Origin of the sequence: Yimella sp. NH-Cas1 (assembly GCF_022359705.1) — a bacterium.
In the GTDB taxonomy this organism is placed as follows: Bacteria; Actinomycetota; Actinomycetes; order Actinomycetales; family Dermatophilaceae; genus Yimella; species Yimella lutea.
This window is the reverse complement of sequence record NZ_JAKSGG010000003.1, coordinates 2,045,542-2,068,526: the sequence shown is the minus strand read 5'-3', so window position 1 is coordinate 2,068,526 and position 22,985 is coordinate 2,045,542. Positions and strand designations below refer to the sequence as shown.

Here is a 22,985-nt window from a genome sequence, read left to right as displayed (position 1 = left end):
TCCGGCTTGCTTCGCCGTCAGCGGGTGGTGGTGCCGGCGTGGGTCAGCAGGTCAACGACGTCCGGGTCGTACTCGTAGCCCATGCCCAGCGAGATCCGCTCGATGGCCTCGGCCCGCGCTTCGGGACGTCCCTGGGTGAGGTCGTCGTAGGCGTTGCACACCTTCAGGATGCGGCACTCGACCGGGACGTCCTCGCCGAACTCGCGCACATTGCGGTACGGCGTGGTCTGCTGCTCGATGATCTCGGCGACCCGTTCCATCCCGCCGAGGGTCCGGACGACTCGGGCTCCTGCGATTGCGATCGCGGCCTGGTCGGACGGTGCGGCTTCGCTGGTGGCGCCGCCCGGGATCGGGTCGGTCAATCCGAGTTGGCCCACGTCATGCATCAGCGCCGCCGTCTCCAGGTCGCGTAGCTCCCGGTCACTCAGCATCAACTGCAGGCCGACCTCGCGCGCCAGGTCACGAACCCGACGCCCGTGGCCGGTGGTGGTGTACCCCGTGCCGTCGGTGAGCCGTCCCAGCGCGGCGATGGTGTCGTGGCGCACCCGGACGATCGCCGCCTGCCGGCGAAGAGCGGTTCGCATCAGCAACAGGGGTGAGGCCATGACCGGCACCGACCACAGATCGAGCGGGCCGAACCCCAGCGCGATCGCGACCGCGATGCCCAGTACCGCGAGCCAGACCGGACCGATCTCGCGGGCGAGTTGTTCGCCCTGGGTGCGAAGGCGTCCCGGTGCGGCAGTGCGCAGCACGAGAAGCCCGAGGTCGACGGCGATCGCCACCAGGCCGCAAAGGGTCATCGCCAGCGCCGTACGCCACGGATCGTCGAGCCATCCTTGAGCAGCCGAAGCCGGCGATTCGCCGTCGATGATCGGCATGTTGCGGAACAGCAGGGCGGCTGCCGTTGCGCCGATCAGGCGGCTGCCGAGCATCGCCAACGAGGTGCGGCCCTGACCCGTCAACGAGGACAAGCCCACCCCGACCATCGTTCCGACCGCGAGGGCGACGACCACCAGAGCGGTGCCGGTCAGGGCGTTCTGAGCGGTCGACAACGGAGTCAGCACCATCGCCAGTCCGATGGACGGCGCCAGTGGCGATGCGTCCGTGCCGCTGGGCAGTCGAAGATGCAGCGGGACGACCAGGGCGAGCGCGATGGTCATCACGCCCAGACGCCAACCCGCGTCGGCAAGTGCCTGTGCCGGATTGAGGGCGAGCGTGGCAGCCGCGACGAGCAGCACGACCGCGCTCAGCACAACGATCGCGCGATCGACCAGCGGCTGACGAGTCCTCATCCCACGGCACCTTCGTGGACCCCCAACGGGGACGGCGAGGCGAGTTTCTGGATGATCTGCTCAGGCAGGGTTCCGCCGGCTGCAGCGGACATGCCGTGACGGGCGGCCGGGTCGAGTTCGTCGCGTCGGGCAACGGCCTCGATGCACTCGCAGATCAGCGTGGAATCGACGCCTGCGTCGCGGCCGAGCTCCATGAGCCGGTGCTCGAGCATCGACGCCAGGGCATCGGCCGTGGCCAGCACCCCTGTCACCGACGTGTTGCCCGGCGCACCCAGTGGGTCGGACTGGGTGGCGATGACCTTCCGGACGTTGCTCAGGAAGTCGACGCCGTCGAGCAGGCCTGCTCCGCGACGGGCGGACTCACGGTCGACGGTGATGATGTCCGGGCGATCGGGGTCGATGGTGCCCAGGTGGTGCAGGCGTGCTGCATGGCGGACGTCCTGGACGTCGGCGTCGGACAAACCGCGCACATTGCCGATCTCCTCCGCGATCACCATCACGAGCTCGCCGTGGCGGCGAGACCCCGGACGGTGGAGTTCGAGGGCGGAAACCAACGCCTCGACGGCGTGGTCGACGTTGGATGCCTCGGCGGCGAGGGAGGAGTAGGCCCATTGCGCCAGCAGCAGCGGAGGTGCCATGACCAGGACCGTGAACGGCCCGATGCGAGCACCGACCCACAGCACCACGATCAGGTAGGAGATGAGGCCGCCGATCAGGAACAGCAGCGAGCTGCTGCGTCCGAAGTCGCGCAGCGACACGTTGTACGGCACCCCGACGGTGATGTGGATGACCGCGCTCAGCAGCAGGGCGTTGACCAGCAGCATGACCAGGGTGGCCACGAACATCGGGAACCAAAGCGTCGAGATGTGCCCGCTGATCCATGGCCGCCGACCGGTCCCGGCATCGGTCATGACACTGAACACGACGCCGCCGGCCATGCCGACCCAGCCGGTCATCACTGCGTTGAACGCCCGGACGCGGGATGACCATGTGCTAAGGAAGAGGCTGGCGGCGATGATTCCCAGGGCGGCCGCACCGACCGGTCCGCAGAGCACAGCAGCAACACCCATCAGGGTCGACGTCAGTGACATTGAAGCGAACCGCTGGGCGAAGGCGGAGAACGACTCGGCGACCCATGCGACGCAGACGAGCAGGACGAGAGTGACCGAGTCCTGAACGCCGTCGCCCATGAGCGTGCACGCGATGATCGCGCCGATCAGTGCAACGCCGAGCACCGTCGTGAGTGGGGTGGCGCTGCCTAGAGCTGCTCGTCGCGGATCTGTCAGGGAAGCCGGTACGGCGCCGCTGGGGGGCGGCGCCGTAGTGGTGTTCATGTTTCCGATCAGAGGATCAGTTGCCGCCCGGCGGACGCCATCCGACGATCGGGGTGGGGGACGTCGTCTGCCCGCCGGACAGCATGGCGGCAAGCAGTTGGAGTGAGGCGTTCATAGATGGTCCACCTGAGTGCTGTAGTCATGCGCTCGGTCGAGCGCAGTCCTTGATTATGCCATGTGTCACACATCCTTGAACAGATGTTCGGACTGGGTGACCTGCAGTGAACGCCAGGTGATTTCTGCCTCCGGGTGCCGGTGTGGGAGACTGACGGAGTTTGCCGGGCCCGCCCGGCCATTGGACGACATTCAGGAGCAGACCATGAGCAAGCGCGGTCGTAAGCGTCGTGCGCGCAAGGGCAAGGGTGCCAACCACGGCAAGCGTCCCAACGCCTGAGCGAATCGCACAGACATGACGAAGGAGCGGTGCATCTGCACCGCTCCTTCGCCGTTCCTGCCGGTCGCACGTCAGGTCGTGCGTGGGGCGTGCTTGCCGGACGACCCGACCTCGTCGTGGGAGTGGTCCTCGAACGGGTCCGGGTCGTACGCCTGGACGCGCGGGTCGTCCTCGTCGGATCCTGAACATGACGAAGGGGCACGACCGCGACGGTCGTGCCCCTTCGAACCGGGAGCGGTGCTCAGGCCTTCTTGGTCTCCCAGAAGATGCGATCGATCTCGGCGATCTTGGCGAGGAGGTCGTCGGCGACCTTCTCGTCGAGCTCACCCTTGGTGCCGCTGGCGCCGGCGAGCTTGGTGGCCTCGTTGACGAGGGTGTGCAGCTCGGGGTACTTCTCGAAGTGCGGCGGCTTGAAGTAGTCGGTCCACAGCACCCAGAGGTGGTGCTTGACCAGCTCGGAGCGTTGTTCCTTGATCAGGATCGCGCGGGTGCGGAAGTCCGGGTCGTCGTTGTCGGCGACCTTCTTGATGATGGCCTTGATCGACTCGGCCTCGATGCGGGCCTGAGCGGGGTCATAGACGCCACAGGGCAGGTCGCAGTGGGCGCTGACCTCGACGGTGGGGGCGATGAAACGGCGGAACATGGGAGTCCTTCCCGTGGGTTTTCGCTGGGCGTGGCCCACTCGGCAGCAGCCGAGCAAGCCCTGTCGAGATCGAACTTACTCCGCGCGGCGACCGAGTGGGCGGCGGGGCAACGGTCGTCCGCCGATCACCGCGGCGACCATCCCGCAGGACGGGATGGCACCGACCGTTCTGGAGTCTGTGCCCTCGGCAGGGTTGTCGCTCTCGACCCACCATCCGTCCGGTGTCTCGCCGCGGACCCGCTTGACGGCCAGCGGACGCGGACCGGCCGGTGACGGTGGTAACTGCACCAGGTGGACGCGTCCGGGACGGGGACGGGCGCCGTACAGCACCAGTAGCCGGTCGCCGTCCTGATAGGTGGGCAACATGGACCGGCCTCGCACGATGGCGAGGCCGATCTTGAAGCGGGACAACGACATTCGCGTGCCGCTCAGCGCTTGGTGAGGTTTGGTGCGTCGGGCTCCGGTGTCGGCGATTCGTCCTGCTCGGCAAGGATGCGACGCAGAAAAGTGCGGGTGCGTTCGTGCTGTGGGCGGGCGATGATCTCGCGTGGCTCTCCTTGCTCGACCACCACGCCGGCGTCCATGAAGACGACACGGTCGGCGACGTCACGGGCGAAGGCGATCTCGTGGGTCACCACGATCATCGTCATCCCGCCTTGCGCCAGCTCGCGCATCACGTCGAGCACCTCGCCGACAAGTTCGGGGTCGAGCGCAGAGGTCGGCTCGTCGAACAGCATCAACTTGGGGTGCATCGCGAGAGCGCGGGCGATCGCGACCCGCTGCTGCTGGCCACCCGACAACTGCGCGGGGTAGTGGCCGCAGCGGTCGCCAAGACCCACCCGCTCGAGCAATGTGCGTGCCTCGTCGCGTGCCTGCTTCTTGCCGACACCCTTGACGTGCACCGGCGCCTCGGCGACGTTTTCCAGCGCCGTCATGTGTGGGAACAGGTTGAATCGCTGGAAGACCATCCCGATCTCGCGACGCTGGTCGGCGATCTTCCTGTCGGGTAGGTGGTGCAGCGTGCCACCGCGATCCTCGTACCCCATGAGGTCGCCGTCCACCCAGATGCGTCCACCGTTGATGGACTCCAATTGGTTGATGCAGCGCAGGAACGTGGTCTTGCCCGAACCCGACGGACCGAGCAGGCAAACCACCTCGCCCTCGCGGACGTCGAGGTCGATGCCCTTGAGCACCTTGTTGTCGCCGAAGCGTTTGGTCACGTTGACCGCGTGGACGAGCGGCTGCGCGTGGGTGCCGGTGGTCATGCGGATCCCTTGCCGATCATCGTGAGTTTTCGTGAGCTGTTCGTCTGGGTGCCGTAGCCGCGTCCGAAGCGTCGCTCCAGGAAGTACTGGCCGACCATCAGGATGGAGCAGATGATCAGGTACCACAGGAATCCGGCGACATAGGCGGGCATGATTCGGCCGGTGTTGTTGGCCACCTGGGTGACTTGGAACCAGAGCTCGTTGGACACCGGCACTGCCACGAGCAGTGAGGTGTCCTTGACCATCGCGATCGTCTCGTTACCGGTCGGCGGGACGATCACGCGCATCGCCTGCGGGAGCACGACGCGACGCATGGTCTTGCCGTTGCTCATGCCGAGTGCCTGAGCGGCCTCGGATTGCCCCTTGTCGACCGACAGGATGCCGGACCGCGCGATCTCGGCCATATAGGCGGCTTCTGACAGGCCGAGCCCGAGAATGCCGACTGCGATTCCGTTGGACAACGCGTTGACGTCGATCGAGCCGAACACCAGCGGGGTGTCGATTCCGAAGATCTGCTGCGCGAACGGAATGCCGACGTCGAGCTTGGGGTAGAGGAATCCGGCGCCCACCCCGAGCATCACCAGCAGGACGAGGCGGGGGATGGCGCGGAAGAACCAGGTGTAGGCGAAGGCGACGCCGCGAAGGACGGGGTTGCCCGACAGTCGCATGACCGCCAGCAGGATGCCCAGAGTGACGCCGAGAACCATCGCGCCGATCGTGCAGACGATCGTGCCCTGTACCAGGCCACGCAGGACGGGGCTGAAGTTCATCACGTTCGGGACGAACTCAAGATTCCACCGGTCGTTGGTGAGCAACGAGCTCACGAACATCGCGACCAGAATCAAGATGACCGCGACGGCGACGAAGCGCCACGGGTGCCGGACCGGCCGGGCGTTGATCTCGCCCGGCCGGTCGTCGTTGTGTGTCTGAGTGGTCATCAGACCGAGGGATTGACCGCGAAGTCGTCGATAGCGCCGCCGTCGACCTTCCACTTCTTGAGGATCTGGTCGTAGGTGCCGTCCTTCTTGATGGCCTTCAAGCCTTCGACAAGCACGTTGCCGAACTCGTTCTGGTCCTTCTTGACCACGTAGCCGTAGGGGGCGGTGTCGTAGTTCTCACCGAGCAGTTCGAGCTTGTCGCCACTCTTGTTGACGGCGTCGACCGAGACCGGGAGGTCTGCCACCATCGCGTCGGCCTTGCCTGCGGACAGGTTCAGCGTTGCCTTGCTCTGGTCCTGTTCGATGAGCAGCTTGATCTCGCCCTTGCCGCCAGTGGTGCACTTCTTACTACGGGCCTGCATGTCGGCGACCTGGACGGTGCCCTTCTGTACGGTGACCGTCTTTCCGCAGGCGTCGTCGAGCGAAATTTTCTTCGGGTTGCCCTTCGGCACGACCCACTGGCTGCCGGCCTTGAGGTAGCTCACCATCGTGACCTGCTGCATGCGCTCCTTGTTGATGGTGAACGAGGAGACGCTCATGTCGTACTTGCCGGATCCGACACCGAGGATGAGCGAGTCGAAGCCGCCGTTGACGTACTTCGCCTTGAGTCCCAGCTTGCCGAGTACCGCGTCGAGCAATTCGATGTCCATTCCGACGATCGTCTTGCCGTCGGTGTCGAAGTACTCATTGGGCGGGTAGGACGCGTCGGTACCGATAGTCAGCGTGCCCTTGCTCTTCAGGTCAGCCGGCACCTTGTCGGCGAGCGAGGTGTCCTTGGCGACGCTCTTCACCGACTCTTTTGCGCTGCTGGTGCCCTCCTCGAGGCTGTCCGAACCGCAGGCGGTCAGACCGAAGGTGAGAGCGACCGCTGTGACCAGAGCGATACGTGAACGCGAGTGGACCAGTGCCATGGTGGAACTCCTTGCAGATCGACGACCCGAGCGGGCCCGAATGTGCGCACATCTTCGCACCGTTGCCGCGCAGTCGCTTCGGATTCGCCGAAAGTGTGACGCCGCTGTGACCGCCTGTTCGTCCGGTCGCCGACCGGACGGTGCCGCTGGCGCAGCGGCGAGGACTCACCGACTGAGCCGTCGAACTCGTGCGCGATTGTCCGCCGTGTCGCAGCGACCGTTGTTCAGCGCAGCGAGTTGCGGTAGTTGAGGCAGTCTTCGTAGGTGGGCAGCAGGCCTTGTGCTTCGGCGTCGGCGAGGTTGGGTGCGGCGTGATCTTTGGGGGAGAGGGTGGGTTCGATTCCGTCGGGGAGGGTGAGTCCGATGGCGGGGTCGAGGGGGTGGATGCCGTGTTCGCGTTCGGGGTTGTAGACGGCGGAGCAGAGGTAGACGGCGGTGGTGTCGTCCTGCAGCGCGCAGAAGGCGTGACCGAGTCCTTCGGACAGGTAGACGGCTTTGCGGGAGTCGCTGTCGAGCAGGACGCAGTCCCATTGGCCGTAAGTGGGGGAGCCGACGCGGATGTCGATGATGTAGTCGATGAGGGCGCCGGAGGCGGCGGTGATGTATTTGGCTTGTGAGGGTGGTACGTCGGCGTAGTGGATGCCGCGGACGGTGCCGGCGCTGGAGACGGAGATGTTGGTCTGCAGGACCTGCATCTGGTGGCCGAGGTGTTCGGCGAGTTTGTCGGCGCGGAAGCCTTCCATGAATACGCCGCGGTCGTCGGGGAACTGGCGCGGGGTGATGACGTAGGCGCCTTCGATGGCGAGGGGTTCGATGTTCATCGGGCGAGTCGTCCTTCGCGTCGGGGTTCGGCGAGGATGCGGTGTAGGTAGAGGCCGTATCCGCTTTTGGTGAGGTCGTCGGCGTGTTGTCGCAGAGTGTCGTCGTCGAGCCAACCGTTGTGCCAGGCGATTTCTTCGATGCACCCGATTTTGAGTCCTTGTTGTTCTTCGACGACGTGAACGAATTGGGAGGCGGACATGAGGCCGTCGAAGGTGCCCGTGTCGAACCAGGCGGTGCCGCGGGGTAGGACGGTGACTTGCAGGGTGCCTTGTTGGAGGTAGGCGTCGTTGATGCCGGTGATCTCGAGTTCGCCGCGGGTGCTGGGTTGTAGGTTGCGGGCGATGTCGATGACGTTGTTGTCGTAGAAGTAGAGACCGGGGACGGCGTAGTTCGATTTGGGGTAGGTGGGTTTTTCCTCGATGGACACGGCGCGCATGTGTTCGTCGAATTCCACGACCCCGTAGGCGGTGGGGTTGGGGACGTGGTAGGCGAAGATGAGCCCGCCGGTGAGGTTGTTGTGGTCGCGTAGGCGGGTGCCGAGTCCAGTGCCGTGAAAAATGTTGTCGCCGAGGACGAAGGCGACGTTGTCCTTGCCGATGAAGTCGGCGCCGATGATGAAGGCTTGGGCGAGGCCGTCGGGTGAGGGTTGTACGGCGTAGGTCAGCTCGATGCCCCATTGGGATCCGTCGCCGAGCAGGCGTTGGAATTGCTCGGCGTCGTGGGGTGTGGTGATGATCAGGATTTCGCGGATGCCGGCCATCATCAGGGTTGACAGCGGGTAGTAGATCATCGGTTTGTCGTAGATCGGCATGAGTTGTTTGCTGATGCCGCGAGTGATCGGGTGCAGTCGTGTGCCTGACCCGCCGGCGAGAATGATTCCCTTCACCCGCGGCAGTCTATGGGTTGGCCGGTAGGCTTGCGCGGGCGTCTGTTCCGGCGTCGAGTCGAGCGTGGAGTGGGGCTTTTTTCGTGCGGATCGTGGTGACCGGTGGGGCGGGGTTCATCGGCAGCAATTTCGTTCAGCTGACGCGGCGGACGCGGCCGGATGTGCGGGTCACGGTGTTGGACAAGTTGACCTATGCGGGGTCGAAGGCGTCCCTGGACGGCGTGCTGGATGAGGTCGAGTTCGTCCAGGGCGATATCGCGGATGCTGACCTGGTGAACGGTGTGGTGGCGGGTGCGGATGCGGTGGTGCATTTCGCGGCGGAGTCGCACAACGACAATTCGTTGGCTGACCCGCGCCCGTTTCTGGATACGAATGTGATCGGCACGTACACGTTGTTGGAAGCGGTCCGTGCGCATGGGGTGAGGTATCACCACATTTCGACCGATGAGGTGTACGGCGATCTGGAGTTGGAGGACCCGGGCCGGTTCACCGAGGCCACGGCGTACAACCCCTCCTCGCCGTATTCGTCGACCAAGGGTGCGTCGGATTTGTTGGTGCGGGCGTGGGTTCGGTCGTTCGGGGTGCAGGCCACGATCTCGAACTGTTCGAACAATTACGGTCCGCGTCAGCATGTGGAGAAGTTCATTCCGCGGCAGATCACGAACCTGATCGATGGGGTGCGCCCGAAGCTGTACGGGCAGGGTTTGAATGTGCGCGACTGGATCCATGTCGATGATCACAACAGTGCGGTGTGGGCGATCTTGGATCGTGGCCGGATCGGTGCGACGTATCTGATCGGTGCTGATGGTGAGGTCAACAACCTGGACGTGGTGCGCAAACTGTTGGTGCTGTTCGGGCAAGAGCCGGACGCGTTCGATCAGGTGACCGACCGGGCCGGGCACGACCTGCGGTACGCGATCGATTCCACCCTGCTGCGCACCGAACTGGGGTGGGAACCGACCTACCGTAGCTTCGATGAGGGTTTGGCCGCGACGGTCGAGTGGTACCAGGCCAACGAAGCCTGGTGGCGTCCGGTGAAGCAAGCGGTCGAGGACAAGTACGCCCGCACCCAACAGGTCCTGTCCACCGGCACTTCGACCGGCACTTCCCCGGGTCCCATGGGTGCTGATCGATGAGGTGGGTGTTGCTGGGCGGGCACGGGATGCTCGGTCAGGACCTGCAGTCGGTGTTGGCGCAGGCGGGAGAGCATTTTTGGGCTCTGGGCAGTGCGGACTGCGATATCCGGGTTCCGGGAGCGGTGACGCACGCGGTGCGGGACGCTGACGTGGTGGTGAACTGTGCGGCATGGACCGCGGTCGACAAGGCCGAGGAGCACGAGGGCGAGGCGTTTATGATCAACGCGGTCGGCGCTCACAACGTCGCGGTCGCGTGCGCGGCTGCCGGTGTCCGACTGGTGCATGTCTCGACCGACTACGTGATGCCCGGTGACGGTGACCAGCCGTGGCCCGAGGACGCTCCGCAAGCACCTGCTTCGGCGTACGGTCGTACGAAGGCCGCGGGCGAATGGGCTGTGCGGCAAGCAAGTCCGGACGCCTATGTGGTCCGGACGGCATGGTTGTACGGCGCCGGTGGGGGCAACTTCGTCAAGACCATGCTGCGGCTGGCCGGTGAACGCGACACGTTGACCGTCGTCGCGGACCAGGTCGGGCAGCCTACCTGGACCCGTGACCTGGCCGAACTCATCGTCCGACTCGTGAACTCCGGGGCCCCGGGTGGCTATTACCACGGCACCAGTTCCGGCTCGACCTCCTGGCACCGGTTCGCGCAGGAGATCTTCACCCTGTCCGGCCTCGAGGCCCGACGAGTCGCTCCGATCACCACCGATCAGTTTCCGGTACCGGCACCCCGTCCCGCGAACAGCGTCCTGGGCCACGACGCGTTCGACTCGAACGGGATCGAGCCCATCGGCCCCTGGAACGAACGCCTGGCTGCCGCACTGCCGGTCGTGACACGGGGCACGTGAGGGATGAACGGCCCCGTATGACGACCTTGGGCGAGCGAACGGTCACCGGTTCCATGCACATCAACTGGCGCCGGTCCCTTCAAGCACGCCTGCTGGCCGGCGACGTGCTCGGGATCGCCCTGGCGATGTGGTTGGCAGTCGTCATGCGCTTCGGCGATCCGCGCGGTGCGAAGGTCGCCGGGCTCGGCGACCTGTCGTACAGCCAGACCGGTATCGCGCTCGGCTTGGCGTGGTTGATCGCGATCGCAGCGTTCGGCGGTTACAGCATGAAGGTCGTGGCCGTCGGCTCGACCGAATACCGCGACCTGGCCCGTGCGACGTGGGCGTTGTTCGGCGGTGTGGCGATCTTCGCGACGCTGTTCAAGGTCGCGTTCGCTCGCGGATTCCTTGCTGTGGCCTTCCCGCTCGGTCTGATCCTGTTGTTGATCGGACGGGTCGTGCAGCGCCGGGTGCTGGTCCGGCGTCGGGGGCGTGGGGAGTGGGTCGAGCGGGCGCTCGTGGTCGGTTCACCGGTCGAGGTCCGCTACGTCGTCGACACCGTGCGGCGGACCCCGATCGCGGGTTATGAGGTCGTGGCGGTCGCGACCGCAGGTCAGTCCCGTGAGTTCCGGTTGGCCGACGGCAGCGTCCTGCCAGAGGTCGGCCGGCCGGAGGACGCCGCGAGGGCGGCGATGGTGGTCGGTGCCGATGTCGTGGTGGTCGCCGGTCAAAGTTCCACCGGTCCGACCTTCCTGCGTGATCTCGGCTGGGATCTCGAAGAGACCGAGTGCAATCTGGTGCTCGCCAGCCGCATGACCGATATCGCCGGTCCGCGAATCCACTGGAAGCCGGTCGAGGGTCTGCCGTTGATCAGCGTGGAGATGCCGCGCTACACCGGGATGAAGTACGTCGGAAAGCGAGCGTTCGACCTCGTCGTCGCGCTCTGCATGCTGCTGTTGGCGGCTCCGATCATGATCGTGACCGCACTTGCGGTGAAGCTCGAGGACCACGGTCCCGCGTTCTACCGGCAGGAGCGCGTGGGGGTCAACGGCTCCCGATTCCGGATGACGAAGTTCCGCTCGATGGTCACCGATGCCGATGCCGAGGCCCGCCTGCAGTCGTTGCGCGAGGAGCATGACGGCAACGAGATCCTGTTCAAGATGAAGGACGACCCGCGTGTCACGCGCACCGGCAGGTTCATCCGCCGCTACTCCATCGACGAACTGCCGCAGCTGTTCGACGTGATCCGTGGGCACATGTCGTTGGTCGGCCCCCGTCCGCCGTTACCCGCCGAAGTCGAGTCCTACGACCAGCACGTGCATCGACGGCTGTACGTGAAGCCCGGCATCACCGGGCCGTGGCAGGTGGGTGGACGCTCCAACCTGACCTGGGACGAGAGTGTGCGCAAGGACCTGTACTACGTGGAGAACTGGTCGATGACCGGTGACCTGCTCATCCTCGTCAAGACAGTACGCGCCGTCCTGGCGAAGGACGGCGCGTACTGATCGAGCGTGATCGGACGGGTCAGGCTCAGAGGTCGAGCCAGGACTGCCAGGCGGCGTGCAGCACGAGCCAGGCGATGAGGCCGTAACCGGCCTGCCCGGGCAGGCCGTCGGGTGATGCAGCAAGATCGGACTGCCACTGGTCGTGCCCGAGCAACGGGCGGAAGCAGTCGACGTAGGTGACGCCGCGGCGTGAACAGACGTCCGCCTGCGCATCGACCAGCAGCTGCAGGCGCTCGTTGAACTCGTTGTCCTGGGTGGGCGGCGGCCCGACGACGAAGGTCGCGATGGCCGCAGACGACGCGTCGTCCAGGATGTTGGCGAGGTTCAGGCGCGAGCGTGCCGTCGAGAGGTCCTGCTCGATGTCGCCCGCACCGAAACCGATGACCAGGCGCCGCTCGTTCGCGGTGCGCCATCGCGGCTCGGACTCCTGTTGCCACCGGGCGAGAACCTCGGTCGAACTGTCGCCACGGACGCCCAGGTTGTACGCGGCCAGGTCGACTCCGGCGTGCGGGGTGCGGGCCACGACCCGCGAAACCCAACCGAGCGCCTTGGGGTCGCCGAGTCCTGCAACGTACTCGTCGCCGACGAAGCACACTCCGACCCGGCGTGGACCCTCGACCACCTGGAACTCGGCGCTCGGGTTGAACTCCGGCTGACGCCGTTCGTCGTTCTGGGTCACTCGATCCTCACTCGTCATTCGTCGTCATCCAGGCGAGCCAACCATGTTGCCAGCCGTTCGACCGGCACTTCGAACTCCGGGTTGAGATCGACGAAAGCGCGCAGCTGATCGGCCAACCATTCCAGGCTGACCTCTTCCTCGCCACGCCGACTCGCCAATTCTTCGATTCCGCGGTCGGTGAAGTACATCCGTACTCGGCCGTTCCGGTCAGCGGTCGAACGCCGAAGCGACCAACTCGGCCAGCTGGGCCGCGTGACGCTTGGGCGATCCGGTCGCCGGCGATGCCGCGGCAGCACGTGACACGACGCGCAGTCCGCGGGTCTCGCCGAACTCGGCCAGAGCCTCCGGCAGGTTGAGCGCCATGAACGGCCACGCACCTTGGTTCTTGGGCTCGTCCTGCACCCACACCAGCTCGGCGTTCGGGTACTGGCCGATGATCTCGGCGATCTCCTTGGCGGGAATGGGGGCCAACTGCTCGACCCGGACGATCGCGGTCTTGGTGTCGCCACGCTTCTCGCGCTCGGCTTCCAGGTCGTACACGACACGCGCCGATGCCAGCAGCACCCGGTCGACCTGCGAGGCCTCGGGCTTGGTGGCGTCCGGCAGCACCGGCTGGAACACACCGCTGGTGAACTCCTCGGGGCTGCTGGTCGCCGCCTTCAGGCGAAGCAGTTGCTTGGGCGTGAACACGATCAGCGGACGGCGCGGACGCGCGTACGCCTGGCGACGCAGGAGGTGGAAGTAGCTCGCCGGCGTGCTCGGGTATGCGATCGTCATGTTGTCCTCGGCGAACATCTGCAGGAACCGCTCGATGCGGGCCGAGCTGTGGTCGGGACCCTGACCCTCGTAGCCGTGCGGCAGCAGCAGCACGACAGACGAGCGCTGCGCCCACTTCTGCTCCGAGGAGGAGATGAACTCGTCCATGATCGTCTGGGCGCCGTTGGCGAAGTCACCGAACTGAGCCTCCCAGAGCACCAGCGCATCCGGACGCTCGACGGAGTAGCCGTACTCGAACCCGAGTGCGGCGTACTCCGACAGCAGGGAGTCATACACCCAGAACCAGGCCTGGTCGGGGGACAGGTAACGCAGCGGCGTCCATTCGTTGCCGTTGACCTTGTCGATGAGGACGGCGTGACGCTGCACGAAGGTGCCGCGGCGGCTGTCCTGGCCGGCCAGGCGCACGGGGATGCCTTCCATCATCAACGAGCCGAAGGCGGCCAATTCGCCCATGGCCCAGTCGATCCCGCCCTTGTGGACCATCTCGTTGCGGCGGTCCATGAGCTTGGCGAGCTTCGGGTGGACGGTGAAGCCCTCCGGCGGCTTGACCCAGGTCTCACCGATCTTGTGCAGGTCGGACTCGCTGATCGCCGTCGAGCGGTTGCGGCCGTCGACCGTCGCGTCGTCGGCCGTCTGCGCGGACGGACGCTCCAGGCCACCGTGGCCCTCGGCGTCGGTGCCGGTCGAGGCGTCGGGGGTTGAGGGGGCGGCGGCCTGCTTCTTGGCCTCCTTGGTCTCCACGAACACCCGCTCCAGCTGCTGCTGGTAGTCGCGCAGGGCGGCCTCGGCCTCGTCCGGGGTGATGTCACCGCGGCCGATGAGGGCCTCGGTGTACAGCTTGCGGACGCTGCGCTTGGCCTCGATGAGGTTGTACATCAGCGGCTGTGTCATCGAAGGGTCGTCGCCCTCGTTGTGGCCACGGCGGCGGTAGCACACCATGTCGATGACGACGTCCTTGTGGAAGCGCTGACGGAACTCGTAGGCCAGCTCGGCGACGCGCACGCACGCCTCCGGGTCGTCGCCGTTGACGTGGAAGATCGGCGCCTGGATCATCCGGGCGACGTCGGTCGAGTAGGTCGACGAACGCGACTGCGACGGCGCGGTGGTGAAACCGACCTGGTTGTTGATCACGACGTGGATCGTGCCGCCGGTGCGGTACCCGCGCAGCTGGCTCAGGTTCAGCGTCTCGGCCACCACACCCTGACCGGCGAACGCAGCGTCACCGTGCAGCAGGATCGGCAACACGGTGAACGCGGTGCCGGCAAGGTTGATGCGGTCCTGCTTGGCGCGCGCGATGCCTTCCAGCACCGGGTTGACGGCCTCCAAGTGGGAGGGGTTGGCGGCGAGGTAGACCTTGGTCTTGTTGCCGGCGTCGGAGACGAACTCGCCCTCGGTGCCCAGGTGGTACTTCACGTCGCCCGACCCCTGCACCGAGTTGGGGTCCTGGGTGCCCTCGAACTCACGGAAGATCTGGCCGTAGGACTTGCCGGCGATGTTGGCCAGCACGTTCAGGCGTCCGCGGTGCGGCATACCGATGCAGATCTCGTCGAGACCCTCGTCGGCGGCCTCGCACATGATCCGGTCCATCAGCGCGATGACCGACTCGCCGCCCTCGAGGCTGAAGCGCTTCTGGCCGACGAACTTGGTCTGCAGAAAGGTCTCGAACGCCTCTGCGGCGTTGAGCTTGCGCAGGATGCGCAGCTGCTCGGCCGAGGTCTGCTTCTCGTAGGGCACCTCGACCTTGCCCTGGATCCACTGGCGTTGCTCGGGGTCCTGGATGTGCATGTACTCGATACCGACGCCGCGGCAGTACGAGTCGCGCAGGATGCCCAGCACCTTGCGCAGCTTCAGGAACGGCTCGCCGCCGAACCCTCCCGTGGGGAAGGTGCGGTCGAGGTCCCACAGCGTCAGGCCGTGGTTGGTGATGTCGAGGTCGGGGTGACGACGCTGCTTGTACTCCAGCGGGTCGGTGTCGGCCATCAGGTGCCCGCGCACCCGATAGGCGTGGATCAACTCGTGCACACGGGCGACCTTGTTGATGTCGTCGTCGTGGCTGGTGTCGATGTCACGCACCCAACGGACCGGCTCGTACGGGATCCGCATCGCCTGGAAGATGTCGTCGTAGAACCCGTCCTCGCCCAGCAGCAGCTGGTGGACGACCTTCAGGAACTCACCCGAGACCGCACCCTGGATGATGCGGTGGTCGTAGGTGCTGGTCAGCGTCATGACCTTGCTGACCGCGTTCTTGTTCAGCGTGTTGAGGCTGGCGCCCTGCCACTCGGCGGGGTACTCCAGCGCACCGGCTCCGATGATCGCGCCGGCACCCTTCATCAGGCGCGGCACCGAGTGCACGGTGCCGATGCCGCCCGGGTTGGTCAGGGTGATCGTGGTGCCCTGGTAGTCCTCGAGTGTCAGGGTGTTGGTGCGCGCCTTACGCACCATGTCCTCGTACGCCGTCCAGAACTGCACGAAGTCCATCGCTTCGGCGTTCTTGATGTTCGGGACGACCAACGTGCGGGTGCCGTCGTCCTTCGCCAGGTCGATCGCCAGGCCGAAGTTGACGTGGCCCGGGCGCACCAGCACCGGCTTGCCCTTGTCGTCGGTGGCCAGCGCGTTGTTCATGTCGGGAACGAGCTTGAGCGCCTTGACGATCGCGTACCCGAGCAGATGGGTGAAGCTCACCTTCCCGCCGCGGCTGCGGGCGAGATGGTTGTTGATGACGATGCGGTTGTCGATGAGCAGCTTCGCCGGCACCGAGCGGACGCTGGTCGCGGTCGGCACCTCCAGGCTCTGCTCCATGTTGGTGACGATGCGGGCGGCGACACCCTTCAACGGCACCTTCTCGTCCTCGGCGTCGACGGACTGGACCGGAGCAACGCCACCGTCACGGGAGATCGGGCGGGCGTTGGACAGCTCGTGCTGCTTGGGGTCGAGGGTCGGCACCCGGCCGGGGTTGCGGTCGGAGCGGGACTTCTCCGTCTTGGCCTGCGGAGCGGCGGACGGGTCGGCGTCGGCGGCCTTGGAATCGCCCGGCTGGACGTTTTCGGCGTTGCCCTCGGCGGACCGAGCCTTGTCACTCTCGGAGCTGTTCGCGGAAGCGTCCTTCGACGGCTTCGCAGCGGCCTTCTCGCCGTTCTTGTCCGCAGTGTTCTCGGCGGTCTTCTCGGCGCTGCCGTTCGAGGAGCTCTTGGACGAGCCGTTGCTCGAGCCGGACTCGGTACTCGGTTCGTAGTCGGCGAAGAAACTCCACCAGGCCTTGTCGACCGAGTTCTTGTCCTGCAGGTACTGCTCGTAGAGCTCGTCGACCAACCACTCGTTGGGGCCGAAGCTTGCGAGCGGCTCGGAAGGCTGGGACACGCTGATGCGCCTCTTTCGTTTGTGTCGCCGATCGAATCGCCCGTGTGGGGTGACACACAGACGAACCCCAGCCTACGCCTGCAGGCTGGGGTTCGCCCGTGTGGGTCGAGTGCTGTTGCGATGTGTCTCAGGTGACATCGCGGCGGTTGGTCAACCACGTCCCGATGGCCACGAAGACGGCCGCGTAGAGCAGCAACATCAGCGTGCCCTGCCACCAGTTCAGCATCACGCTCTCGGGGTCGCCGTTGTACCCACCGAGGACCGCATTGGTGGCCTGACTCGGGAAGAACTTCACCACGTCGCGGCCACCGTCGATCAGTGTGCCGACCACCGACAGGATCGGTTCGAGGATGAACGCGATGCCGACGCCGACCAGGATCGCGGCGACCTGGTTGGGGATCATCACGCCCAGGCCGAGGCCGATGAGCGCCCAGAGGCCGAGTACGAGCAGCACCAGCAGGAGCGAACGGGTGAGCGTGCCTGCTTCGGGGAACGCCTGCATCCCACGCGCCGACAGGATCGTCGCGCCGGTGATGACCGATCCGGCGAGGAACACCAGGCCGTACAGCACACCGAAACCGAGCAGCGCGATCACCTTCGAGGCGATCATGACCGGACGTCGCGGTTCGGCCAACAGCGTGCCGGTGATCGTCTTGTGCCGATACTCCGAGCCGATCGTCATGATGCCGATGACCATCAGGAACACGTATCCGAAGCCGACACCGGTGGTGTAGGTGTTGATCGCGATCTGCAGGGGTGTGAACGTCGGCACCCCTTCCTGATCGGAGTCGGTCTGGGAGATCGAGCCGAACAGCAACGCGAACAGCGCCCCGCACAGGAACAACGCGATCGCCATCCCCCACCACAGGCGGGTCGTCATCAGCTTTTGGATCTCTGCCTTGATCGCGCGGCCCATCAGCGCACGCCCCCTTCTGTCGGAGCCTGGTCCTGCGGTGCGCCGGCCCCCGTTTCGGGGCCGGGCGCGTCACCCAGGTTGCGGTTGCGCGCGGCGCCCTGGCTGGTGAGTTCGAAGAACAGCGCTTCGAGGTCGGCGCGCTGACGGGCGAGTTCGTGCACCGGCACGCGTGCCTGGAACGCGACGTCACCGACCGCGGCGGGGTTGTCGCTGTAGGCCACCACGATCCCCGCCTCCTCGCCGGGCTCGACCCGGAAACCGGACGCGGTGAGCGCCTCGCCAGTTCACGGGCGCCGGGTGTGCGCACGCGCACCTTCGGTTCGCCGCGTAGTTCGTCGATCTGCCCCTGGCGGATCAGCTTGCCGTTGGCCAGGATGATCACGTCGTCCACGGTCTGTTCGACCTCGGACAGCAGGTGGCTGGAGACCAGGATGGTCTTGCCCTCGGCCGCCAGGTGGCGCAGGAACCCGCGCAGCCAGCGGATGCCCTCGGGGTCCAGACCGTTCGCCGGCTCGTCCAGCACCAGGATGTCCGGGTCGCCGAGCAGTGCGCCGGCCAGTCCGAGCCGCTGACGCATACCCATCGAGTAGCCGCCGGCGCGTTTCTTCGCAGCCGCTGGGATGCCGACGAGTTCGAGCAGTTCGTCGGCGCGGCTCGTCGGCAGGCCGGCGGACGTGGCGAGCACACGTAGGTGATCGCGTCCGGTGCGTCCGGGGTGGAAGTTCGTGGCCTCGAGTGCCGAGCCGACGGTGCGCAGCGGGTCGGCGAGCTTGACGTACGGGACGCCGCCGATGGTGGAGCCGCCGGACGTTGGCCGGATGAGCCCCAGGATCATGCGGAGCGTGGTGGTCTTGCCGGCGCCGTTCGGCCCGAGGAAGCCGGTGATCCGGCCCGGTTCGACGTTGAAGGACAGGTCGTCAACGGCCCGGAAGCCCTTGAACGACTTGGTGAGGTTGTGCACCTCGATGCGTCCGCGTCCGGCTTTCGGCGCAGCGCTGGCTGGTGGAGCTGACACGTGGGGACCCCTGTCGACGCGTACCTGAACAGGACCCATCCCATCATCCGCTCGGGTGAGTCCGACCAACGGCCCCGCGGCCGTCCCGCGACGGCACTTCGACGGCACTTCGACGGCACTTCGACGGCACTTCGACGGCACTGCGACGGCCCGGGCGGCGAGGCGGCGAACGCCCCACGTCCGAGGGGACGTGGGGCGTTCGATCGCAGACTTCAGCCCTTGGCCATGCCGTCCTTGATCAGGTTCATCACCGAGGAGTCGGCGAGCGTGGTGACGTCGCCCACCTCGCGGTTCTCGGCGACGTCCTTGAGCAGACGGCGCATGATCTTGCCCGAGCGGGTCTTGGGCAGTTCGGGAACGACCAGGATCTGCCGAGGCTTGGCGATCGGACCGATCTCCTTGGCGACATGGTTGCGCAGTTCCTGCACGGTGTCGTCGCCGTCGTCCTCGAAGCCTTCGCGCAGGATGACGAACGCGCAGACGGCCTGGCCGGTGGTCTCGTCCGTGGCTCCCACCACCGCGGCTTCGGCCACGGATTCGTGTGACACCAGGGCGGATTCGATCTCCGCGGTAGACAGTCGGTGGCCCGAGACGTTCATGACGTCGTCGACGCGGCCGAGCAGCCAGATGTTGCCGTCGGCGTCGTACTTGGCGCCGTCACCGGCGAAGTAGTACTTCTCGCCGAACCGGCTCCAGTAGGTGTCGCGGTAGCGCTGGTCGTCGCCCCAGATGGTGCGCAGCATCGCGGGCCACGGCTTGGTGAGCACCAGGTAGCCGACCTTCTCCGGTTCGGTGAACGGCTCACCCATGTCGTCCAGGATCTCGGCCGCGATGCCGGGAATCGGCCTCTGTGCCGAACCCGGCTCCAGAGTGGTCAGTCCGGGCAACGGCGAGATCATGATGCCGCCGGTCTCGGTCTGCCACCAGGTATCGACGATCGGCGCCTTGCCGCCACCGATGTTCTCGCGGTACCACCGCCACGCCTCGGGGTTGATCGGCTCGCCGACCGAACCCAGCAGGCGGATGGACGACAGGTCGAACTTCGCCGGGATGTCGTTGCCCCACTTCATGAACGTGCGGATCGCGGTGGGCGCCGTGTAGAGGATCGTGACGCCGTACTTCTGCACGATCTCCCACCAGCGGCCCTGGTGCGGAGTGTCGGGTGTGCCCTCGTAGAGCACCTGCGTCGCGCCGTTCGCGAGCGGTCCGTAGACGATGTAGGAGTGGCCGGTGACCCAGCCGACATCGGCGGTGCACCAGTACACGTCGGTCTCGGGGTGCACGTCGTGCACGATCGAGTTCGTGTACGCGGCCTGCGTCAGGTAACCGCCGGACGTGTGCAGGATGCCCTTCGGCTTACCGGTCGTGCCCGAGGTGTACAGGATGAACAGCGGGTGTTCGGCGTCCATCGGCTCGGCGGCGTGCTGGTCGGACTGGCGGTCGACCACGTCGTGCCACCACAGGTCGAGGTCGTCGTTCCAGGCCACCTCACCCTTGGTCCGCTGCACGACGAGGACGTGCTTGACCGGGTGATCGCCCTTGGTGAGCGACTCATCGACGGCAGCCTTGAGCGGTGCGGGTTTGCCGCGGCGCCACTGACCGTCGGTGGTGACCACGACGGACGCGTCCGCGTCGACGATGCGGGTGTACAGAGCATCGGCCGAGAAGCCACCGAAGATCACCGAGTGCGGAGCGCCGAGTCGAGCGCACGCGAGCATCGTGAAGATCGTCTCGGGGATCATCGGCATGTAGATCGCGACCCGATCGCCCTTGTTGATCCCCAACTCCTGCAACGCATTTGCTGCCTTGGAGACCTCACGCTGCAGGTCGGCGTAGGTGATCGTGCGGGTGTCGCCCTGGTCACCCTCGAAGTGGATCGCGACGCGTTCGCCGTTGCCCGCCTCGACGTGGCGGTCGACGCAGTTGTGGGCGACGTTGAGCTGGCCGTCGGCGAACCACTTGGCGAACGGAGCGTTGCTCCAGTCGAGGGTCTGTGTGAAGGGCTTGGCCCAGGTGATGCGCTCGCGGGCCTGGTCGGCCCAGAAACCCTCGAAGTCGGCGTCGGCCTGCTCGAACAGTTCTGCCTTGCCGTTGGCCGCAGCAGCGAAGTCCGGGTCGGGTGCGTAGCTGGTCTCGCTCAAAATCCTCATCCTCATCGACGAATCGGGCGGTGGGGGTGGTGTGGCCGCCCGGGTGCTGTGCGGGGTGTGGGGTGCGCCGTGACGCACCCCACACCCAGCTTCCTAGTGATCGATCGCCTCGGCAACCCCGTGTCCGGTCAGGGAACGGACCTCCATCTCGGCGTACTTGGCAGCGTTGAACTCCTTGCTGGTGACGCTGCCGAGCCAGCCGAGGAAGAACCCGACCGGGATCGAGACGATGCCCGGGTTGTCCAGCGGGAACCAGTGGAAGTCGATGTCCGCCGGGAGCATGGACAGCGTCTTGCCCGTCTTCGGATCCGCGCCCTTACCGCTGACGACCGGGCTGAAGATGATCAGGCCGATCGCGGTGATCAGACCGCCGTAGATGCTCCACACCGCGCCGCGGGTGTTGAACCGCTTCCAGAAGAGCGAGTAGAGGATCGTCGGCAGATTCGCGCTGGCCGCGACGGCGAACGCGAGGGCCACCAGGAACGCGATGTTCTGGTCCTTGGCGAGCATGCCACCGCCGATCGCGATGACGCCACCGACGACCGCGGCGATGCGGGCGACCTTGACCTCCGACTCCTGCGTCGCCTTGCCGTGCTTGATCACCTGGTTGTAGATGTCGTGCGCGAAGGTGGCGCTGGTGGTGATCGTCAGGCCGGCGACCACGGCGAGGATCGTCGCGAACGCGATGCCGGACACGATGCCCAGCAGCGGGGAGCCGCCGAGTTCGAATGCGAGCAGGGGGGCCGCTGCGTTGGCCTTTCCGGGAGCCGCGTTGATCTTGTCCGGTCCGACGAGGGCGCCGGCGCCGTAGCCGATGACCAGGGTCAGCAGGTAGAAGGCACCGATGAGCCAGATGGCCCACTCGACCGACTTGCGTGCCTGCTTGCTGGTGGGCACCGTGTAGAAGCGTTGCAGCACGTGCGGCAGACCCGCGGTGCCGAGCACCAGAGCCAGGGCGAGCGAGACGAAGTCGAGCTTGGTCGTGGAGTCCTTGCCGTACTTCAGGCCCGGCGACAGGAGTTTCTCCCCGGCCTTCGGGTTCTCGTTGACCGCGGCCTCGAAGAGCTTGCTGATGTTGAAGCCGTACTTGCCGAGCACCCAGACCGTCATGATGAAGGTCGCCGCGATGAGCAGGACGGCCTTGATCATCTGCACCCAGGTGGTGCCCTTCATGCCGCCGATCATCACGTAGAGCACCATGATGACGCCGACGACGGCGATGACGAGGTTCTGCGCGGTCTCGCCGCTCACACCGAGCAGCAGCGACACCAGGCCACCGGCTCCGGCCATCTGGGCGAGCAGGTAGAAGAACGACACGGCCAGCGCGGACGTCGCAGCGGCCATGCGTACCGGGCGCTGCTTCAGGCGGTACGACAGCACGTCGGCCATCGTGAAGCGTCCGGTGTTGCGCATCAGTTCGGCGACCAGCAGCAGGGCGACGAGCCAGGCGACCAGGAAGCCGATCGAGTACAGGAAGCCGTCGTAGCCCTGCAACGCGATGGCGCCGGCGATACCGAGGAACGAGGCCGCCGAGAGGTAGTCACCGGCGATCGCGATGCCGTTCTGCTTGCCGGAGAACGAGGCGCCACCGGTGTACATCTGGCCCGCGGTCTTGGTGCCGGACGCGACCTTGACCACGATCGTCAACGTGACCAGGACGAAGACGGCGAAGATCGCGATGTTCAGGACGGGGCTGCCGACCTGGTCGGCCGCGGCGAGACTGATCAGTTGAGTGCCCATCAGAAGTCCTTGTCGCCGGCGAGGCGGGCACCGATGGCGTCGGCGCGCGGGTCGAACTCACGGTTGGCCCAGCGGGCGTACATGAACGTGATGGCGAACGTCGTCACGAACTGTCCCAGGCCCATCAGGATGCCGATGTTGATGTTGCCGATCACCTTCGTGCCCATGAATCCGGGCGCGTAGATCGACAGCAGGACGAACAGGAAGTACCACGCCAGGAAGAAGGCCGTGACGGGGAAGACGAATGCGCGGAACTTCTTGCGAAGTTCGGCGAACTCGGGGGACTGCTGGACCGCGATGAAGCGATCGTCGACCTTCGGAGCACCGTCGTTGCTCACCGAGTCACCTCCGGTTTCGGGTATGGACTGCCACACGGGGAGCCGTGTGATCGGTGTCAC

The 22,985-nt window shown here is 66.0% G+C and carries 21 protein-coding genes and 1 pseudogene; 4 read left to right on the top strand and 18 right to left on the bottom strand.

The window, feature by feature from the left end; genetic code table 11:
- Nucleotides 1-17: 17 nt before the first annotated feature.
- Nucleotides 18-1,292, bottom strand: a complete 1,275-nt coding sequence (locus tag MF407_RS10235; protein ID WP_129627278.1) for an HD domain-containing phosphohydrolase — start codon at nt 1,290-1,292, stop codon at nt 18-20.
- Nucleotides 1,289-2,527, bottom strand: coding sequence for a hypothetical protein (locus MF407_RS10230; protein WP_239702213.1), 1,239 nt, complete (start codon nt 2,525-2,527; stop codon nt 1,289-1,291). Before MF407_RS10230 ends, MF407_RS10235 begins: the two co-directional genes overlap by 4 nt.
- Nucleotides 2,528-3,049: 522 nt before the next feature.
- Here MF407_RS10230 and MF407_RS10225 point away from each other — a divergent pair.
- Complete coding sequence (locus MF407_RS10225; RefSeq protein ID WP_239702212.1) at nt 3,050-3,205, top strand: hypothetical protein; 156 nt, start codon at nt 3,050-3,052, stop codon at nt 3,203-3,205.
- Between the two features lie 56 nt (nt 3,206-3,261).
- Here the strand turns inward: MF407_RS10225 and sodN are convergent, their stop codons facing one another.
- The 7 genes from sodN to rfbA form a co-directional block, all read right to left on the bottom strand.
- Nucleotides 3,262-3,663, bottom strand: a complete 402-nt coding sequence (gene sodN / locus MF407_RS10220; protein ID WP_129627272.1) for a superoxide dismutase, Ni — start codon at nt 3,661-3,663, stop codon at nt 3,262-3,264.
- A 75-nt stretch (nt 3,664-3,738) separates the two neighbouring features.
- A complete protein-coding gene (locus MF407_RS10215) occupies nt 3,739-4,080 on the bottom strand; it encodes a S24 family peptidase (protein WP_275578226.1) in 342 nt (113 codons plus the stop codon).
- Nucleotides 4,081-4,091: 11 nt separating this feature from the next.
- Nucleotides 4,092-4,928, bottom strand: a complete 837-nt coding sequence (locus MF407_RS10210; RefSeq protein ID WP_129627266.1) for an amino acid ABC transporter ATP-binding protein — start codon at nt 4,926-4,928, stop codon at nt 4,092-4,094.
- The gene (locus tag MF407_RS10205) at nt 4,925-5,866 is read right to left on the bottom strand and encodes an amino acid ABC transporter permease (RefSeq protein ID WP_239702210.1); all 942 of its coding nucleotides are present in this window, start codon (nt 5,864-5,866) and stop codon (nt 4,925-4,927) included. The genes MF407_RS10210 and MF407_RS10205 overlap by 4 nt, the downstream gene beginning before the upstream one ends.
- Entirely contained in the window at nt 5,866-6,777 is a 912-nt protein-coding gene (locus tag MF407_RS10200) for an ABC transporter substrate-binding protein (protein WP_239702209.1), read from the bottom strand. Before MF407_RS10200 ends, MF407_RS10205 begins: the two co-directional genes overlap by 1 nt.
- Nucleotides 6,778-7,001: 224 nt before the next feature.
- Nucleotides 7,002-7,598 (bottom strand): dTDP-4-dehydrorhamnose 3,5-epimerase, encoded by a 597-nt coding sequence (rfbC, locus tag MF407_RS10195; RefSeq protein ID WP_211345145.1) that lies wholly within the window; start codon nt 7,596-7,598, stop codon nt 7,002-7,004.
- Complete coding sequence (gene rfbA / locus MF407_RS10190) at nt 7,595-8,485, bottom strand: glucose-1-phosphate thymidylyltransferase RfbA (protein WP_141927850.1); 891 nt, start codon at nt 8,483-8,485, stop codon at nt 7,595-7,597. The genes rfbC and rfbA overlap by 4 nt, the downstream gene beginning before the upstream one ends.
- Nucleotides 8,486-8,568: 83 nt before the next feature.
- Here rfbA and rfbB point away from each other — a divergent pair, with 83 nt between their 5' ends.
- Genes rfbB through MF407_RS10175 form a run of 3 tightly spaced genes read left to right on the top strand, consistent with a single transcriptional unit; the run spans nt 8,569 to nt 11,953 of the window.
- Nucleotides 8,569-9,621: a dTDP-glucose 4,6-dehydratase gene (gene rfbB / locus MF407_RS10185; RefSeq protein ID WP_129624751.1), complete on the top strand. Its 1,053-nt coding sequence runs from the start codon at nt 8,569-8,571 to the stop codon at nt 9,619-9,621.
- Complete coding sequence (gene rfbD, locus MF407_RS10180; RefSeq protein ID WP_239702208.1) at nt 9,618-10,469, top strand: dTDP-4-dehydrorhamnose reductase; 852 nt, start codon at nt 9,618-9,620, stop codon at nt 10,467-10,469. The genes rfbB and rfbD overlap by 4 nt, the downstream gene beginning before the upstream one ends.
- Nucleotides 10,470-10,486: 17 nt before the next feature.
- Complete coding sequence (locus MF407_RS10175; protein ID WP_239702207.1) at nt 10,487-11,953, top strand: sugar transferase; 1,467 nt, start codon at nt 10,487-10,489, stop codon at nt 11,951-11,953.
- Nucleotides 11,954-11,978: 25 nt separating this feature from the next.
- Here the strand turns inward: MF407_RS10175 and MF407_RS10170 are convergent, their stop codons facing one another.
- The 9 genes and pseudogenes from MF407_RS10170 to MF407_RS10135 all read right to left on the bottom strand — a co-directional run bounded on the left by MF407_RS10170 (nt 11,979) and on the right by MF407_RS10135 (nt 22,925).
- Entirely contained in the window at nt 11,979-12,632 is a 654-nt protein-coding gene (locus MF407_RS10170; RefSeq protein WP_239702206.1) for a GDSL-type esterase/lipase family protein, read from the bottom strand.
- Between the two features lie 14 nt (nt 12,633-12,646).
- On the bottom strand, nt 12,647-12,820 hold the full coding sequence (locus MF407_RS10165; RefSeq protein ID WP_168990149.1) for a DUF6104 family protein: 174 nt from the start codon (nt 12,818-12,820) through the stop codon (nt 12,647-12,649).
- A gap of 19 nt (nt 12,821-12,839) precedes the next feature.
- Nucleotides 12,840-16,766 carry a multifunctional oxoglutarate decarboxylase/oxoglutarate dehydrogenase thiamine pyrophosphate-binding subunit/dihydrolipoyllysine-residue succinyltransferase subunit gene (locus tag MF407_RS10160; protein WP_239702205.1) on the bottom strand — a complete coding sequence of 1,309 codons (3,927 nt, stop codon included), beginning with the start codon at nt 16,764-16,766 and terminating at the stop codon, nt 12,840-12,842.
- Between the two features lie 127 nt (nt 16,767-16,893).
- Nucleotides 16,894-17,682 (bottom strand): ABC transporter permease, encoded by a 789-nt coding sequence (locus tag MF407_RS10155; RefSeq protein ID WP_239702204.1) that lies wholly within the window; start codon nt 17,680-17,682, stop codon nt 16,894-16,896.
- Nucleotides 17,682-17,906 carry a hypothetical protein gene (locus MF407_RS15890; RefSeq protein WP_345770857.1) on the bottom strand — a complete coding sequence of 75 codons (225 nt, stop codon included), beginning with the start codon at nt 17,904-17,906 and terminating at the stop codon, nt 17,682-17,684. Before MF407_RS15890 ends, MF407_RS10155 begins: the two co-directional genes overlap by 1 nt.
- A gap of 242 nt (nt 17,907-18,148) precedes the next feature.
- A pseudogene (locus MF407_RS15885) lies at nt 18,149-18,736 on the bottom strand (ATP-binding cassette domain-containing protein); the annotation flags it as partial.
- Nucleotides 18,737-18,909: 173 nt separating this feature from the next.
- Nucleotides 18,910-20,847 (bottom strand): acetate--CoA ligase, encoded by a 1,938-nt coding sequence (gene acs, locus MF407_RS10145; RefSeq protein WP_239702203.1) that lies wholly within the window; start codon nt 20,845-20,847, stop codon nt 18,910-18,912.
- 93 nt (nt 20,848-20,940) lie between these two features.
- Nucleotides 20,941-22,587 (bottom strand): cation acetate symporter, encoded by a 1,647-nt coding sequence (locus MF407_RS10140; RefSeq protein ID WP_129624758.1) that lies wholly within the window; start codon nt 22,585-22,587, stop codon nt 20,941-20,943.
- On the bottom strand, nt 22,587-22,925 hold the full coding sequence (locus MF407_RS10135; protein WP_129624759.1) for a DUF485 domain-containing protein: 339 nt from the start codon (nt 22,923-22,925) through the stop codon (nt 22,587-22,589). Before MF407_RS10135 ends, MF407_RS10140 begins: the two co-directional genes overlap by 1 nt.
- Nucleotides 22,926-22,985: the final 60 nt, after the last annotated feature.

Bases quoted from the DNA above. Each gene is read 5' to 3' on its own strand.
- MF407_RS10175 (WP_239702207.1), top strand. From the start codon at position 10,487: ATGACGACCTTGGGCGAGCGAACGGTCACCGGTTCCATGCACATCAAC.
- MF407_RS10200 (WP_239702209.1), bottom strand. From the start codon at position 6,777: ATGGCACTGGTCCACTCGCGTTCACGTATCGCTCTGGTCACAGCGGTC.
- MF407_RS10205 (WP_239702210.1), bottom strand. From the start codon at position 5,866: ATGACCACTCAGACACACAACGACGACCGGCCGGGCGAGATCAACGCC.
- MF407_RS10165 (WP_168990149.1), bottom strand. From the start codon at position 12,820: ATGTACTTCACCGACCGCGGAATCGAAGAATTGGCGAGTCGGCGTGGC.
- MF407_RS10140 (WP_129624758.1), bottom strand. From the start codon at position 22,587: ATGGGCACTCAACTGATCAGTCTCGCCGCGGCCGACCAGGTCGGCAGC.
- MF407_RS10215 (WP_275578226.1), bottom strand. From the start codon at position 4,080: ATGTCGTTGTCCCGCTTCAAGATCGGCCTCGCCATCGTGCGAGGCCGG.
- rfbD (WP_239702208.1), top strand. From the start codon at position 9,618: ATGAGGTGGGTGTTGCTGGGCGGGCACGGGATGCTCGGTCAGGACCTG.
- MF407_RS10155 (WP_239702204.1), bottom strand. From the start codon at position 17,682: ATGGGCCGCGCGATCAAGGCAGAGATCCAAAAGCTGATGACGACCCGC.
- MF407_RS10210 (WP_129627266.1), bottom strand. From the start codon at position 4,928: ATGACCACCGGCACCCACGCGCAGCCGCTCGTCCACGCGGTCAACGTG.
- MF407_RS10235 (WP_129627278.1), bottom strand. From the start codon at position 1,292: ATGAGGACTCGTCAGCCGCTGGTCGATCGCGCGATCGTTGTGCTGAGC.
- sodN (WP_129627272.1), bottom strand. From the start codon at position 3,663: ATGTTCCGCCGTTTCATCGCCCCCACCGTCGAGGTCAGCGCCCACTGC.
- rfbC (WP_211345145.1), bottom strand. From the start codon at position 7,598: ATGAACATCGAACCCCTCGCCATCGAAGGCGCCTACGTCATCACCCCG.
- acs (WP_239702203.1), bottom strand. From the start codon at position 20,847: ATGAGGATTTTGAGCGAGACCAGCTACGCACCCGACCCGGACTTCGCT.